The organism is Mucilaginibacter sp. (assembly GCF_036383575.1).
Classification (GTDB): domain Bacteria; phylum Bacteroidota; class Bacteroidia; order Sphingobacteriales; family Sphingobacteriaceae; genus Mucilaginibacter.
Genome location: NZ_DASVOB010000768.1, coordinates 1 through 3,300 on the forward strand (window position 1 = coordinate 1; position 3,300 = coordinate 3,300).

The following is a 3,300-nucleotide window of genomic DNA, read 5'->3' on the forward strand; positions in this document are numbered from 1 at the left end:
CATCACCCAATCCCGGCAATAGCATCAGCGACGGTAACCCCTTATACTGGTTGGGCAAGCTAAAACGCAGTAACGAGGTTGACAGGATTGTAGCTAATGCCGCTGTTAAATGGGATATTATGCCGGGCTTGTTTTTCAAGGTATCGGGCAGTGGTTATTTGAACCAGCAAATTAACCAGTCGTTTCAGCAGGCTACACAAACTTATGCTACGTTGTTTGCCAACCCGCCATCGTACAGCAGCACCAGCAGGGAATCTATCGCAGGTTATTCGCGTAATTTTCAGCAAACATATAACGCGATTTTAAATTATACCAAATCATTCGGTAAGCATGATTTAAGCGCCATGATAGGTGCTGAGTATTACGATCAGAAAGCGCTTGCTATGCAGGTTGATGGTACCAATGCGCCTACGGATAATATCTCTACAGCCAACGCGTCTACTTTATTCGCTGTTGGCGGTAACTACAGTAATCAGGCCGAAAACCGGATCATATCAACCTTTACCCGTATCAACTATGCCTATGACAGCAAGTATCTGCTCACTTTTGTATTGAGGGAAGATGGTGTTTCGCAATTGGCGCCTGGCAACAGGATCGGTTATTTCCCAGGCGTATCTGCCGGTTGGAATGTTGGCCGCGAAGCGTTCTTCGAAAAATGGGGGCTTAATAAAGTGTTCTCTACCTTTAAACCCCGCGCAAGTTATGGTTCAAACGGTAATATCGCGGGCTTAGGCAACTATGATGTACAGGGTGTTTATGCTGCTCAAACATTATACAACGGACAGGGCAGTTTCCTGAATACGGGTTTGACAAATGCTAACTTGCGTTGGGAAAAAAGCCGCACTACAGATATTGGTGCCGATATCGGTTTCTTTAAAGACAGGGTAAGTTTCCTGTTTGATTACTATAACCGCATCACCAGCGACCTGTTAACCAGTTTACCATTGCCAAGTTATACCGGTTTTTCAAGCATTCAAACAAACCTTGGTACATTACAAAATAAGGGCTATGAGTTTACGGTAAAAGCCAATATAGTTAACAACCCGAATGGTTTGCGGATTGATGTGGGCGCAACTGCTTCATATGTAAAAAACAAAGTTTTAAAACTACCCTTTAACGGCAATGAGAACAACAGGCAGGGCGGTTTACAGGTTTATGACCCAAAATCGGGCAAGGTTGTCTGGGTTGGCGGCATCCAGGAAGGGCAGCCGCTGGGCCAGATCTATGGTTACAAACAGTTATCTATATTTAAAGACGCAGCTGATGTCGCGGCTAATGCAGGCAACCGTGTAGACAACGTTGCAGGTATTACCGGCCCTAACCTGGCAGCAGGTAAAGGCGGGCACATTACCCCGGGCGATGTAAACTGGCAGGATGTAGATAAGAACGATACCATTGACTCGCGCGACCAGGTTTATTTGGGCAACATCTACCCTAAATGGACAGGTGGTTTCAACTTCAACGTATCATACAAAGCATTCTCGTTTTACTCACGGTTTGAATACACTTTGGGCAACACCATTTATAACGACCTTGTTGCGCGTACCTTAGGTAACTATCAAGGTACTTTTAACTACATAGATCTGCAAAAAAAGGCATGGTCGCCAACCAACACTAACACCAATATACCTAAAGTGTATTATGCCGACCAGGTAGTTGGTTCCAAGCAAAACTACACGCGGGCCAATAATGCAAGTGCTGTGCTGAATGGTAATAACTCCAATTTTTATGAGAGCGGGAATTATTTAGCCTGCCGTGAAATAACGCTGTCGTATGACTTCGGGAAGCCTCTGCTGGATAAAACGAAAATATTTTCCAAAATGCGATTGTTTGCCAGTGGCAGCAACCTGTTCTATATCAAAAAGTTCAGCGGACCGACGCCTGAGGCACCGGTATCAAACGGATCGCTGACAGGAGTTTACCAGGGTACTTATCCAACCCCTAAATCATTTGTAGTAGGTGTTCAGGCATCATTCTAACCTTTAAATATTTCGAAATGAAAAAATATACTTCAGTCATCTTTGCAGGACTATTGATCCTGGCATTGTCAAGCTCGTGCCGGAAGCAACTGGACCTGGCGCCTGTGAGCAGCGTTACCGATGGTAATTTCTGGAAAACCGCCGACCAGTTTGATTCTTTTGTGGCAGGTGTGCATACACAATTCAGGTCTAACAATGCCGCCTTCCAAACTTTGGGCGAAATGCGTGCGGATATCTTCGCTACAGACCCCGGCACCAATGGTACTTTTACCGGCGAGGCCACCCAGGGCCTTGAACGCTTGTGGACACAAAACCTTAATTTGGATAATCCCGGTATAAGCAGCTTTGGCGGGTTTTACAACAACATCAACCAGCTTAATTTGCTGATCAGTAAGTTAAACAGTACCGATATCGTAACCGCGGCAAACAAGAACTACTATTTGGGGATTGCATACGGGATGCGCGCTTTCTACTATTACCAACTGTACCGCAGCTGGGGCAATGTGATCATACAAACAGAGCCTACATCGGGTTCTACGCTTGATATTTCCAACCTGGCTAAGGCAGCTTCGCCTGCGGCAGATGTATTAGCGCTTATTAAGGCTGATATTGATAAGTCGGCTGCAAGTTTCGGGACGGATTATTCCTTCAGGAACCTGAAATCATACTGGTCGAAATCAGCCACGCTGATGCTTAAAGCAGATGTTTATTTGTGGACAGCTCACCGCGGAAATGCCGCTACTGATGCGGCTACCGCCAAAGCGGCTTTAACCGAGATCCAAACCAATGTGCCGGCGCTGCAGTTGTTGCCAAAATACAGCGACATTTTTGCAACAACAACCAAAGGCAATAACGAGATGATATTTGTAAGCCATTATCAGTTTAACGAGGCAACGATATCATTTGTACAGAGCAGTTTTGTACCGCAAAGCGGCCTGATCTCTAACTTTTACGATTCATTAGCTAACCGCCAGTTTTCGCCTACAATTGATAACTGGGGAGGCCTGCTCAGGGCACCTGTAAGGATAGCTGCTTTCAGGGCTTTCAATGATAAGGATAGCCGTAAGCTGGCCAGTATCCAGCCGGCCTATCAAAAATTAGCCGATGGCACATTTAAAATTGCCGGATGTTTCGCGGATAAGTATCAAGGTGAGCAAAACGCTGGCGCAAGGCTGATCACCAATGATTTCCCTATCTACCGTTATGCAGATTTATTGCTGATGCTGGCCGAGGCTAAAGTAGTGTTAGGCGAATCGCCGGCGACGGAACTTAACCAGGTAAGGGTACGGGCTTATGGCTCAAACTATGATGCAGCCACACA

General features: G+C 45.8%; 2 protein-coding genes. Both read left to right on the top strand.

Annotated features, from left to right (window positions below; all coding sequences use genetic code 11):
* On the top strand, nt 1-1,979 hold a 1,979-nt coding region (locus VF500_RS27325), incomplete at its 5' end, for a SusC/RagA family TonB-linked outer membrane protein (protein WP_330862698.1).
* A 17-nt stretch (nt 1,980-1,996) separates the two neighbouring features.
* On the top strand, nt 1,997-3,300 hold a 1,304-nt coding region (gene nanU / locus VF500_RS27330), incomplete at its 3' end, for a SusD family outer membrane lipoprotein NanU (RefSeq protein ID WP_330862699.1).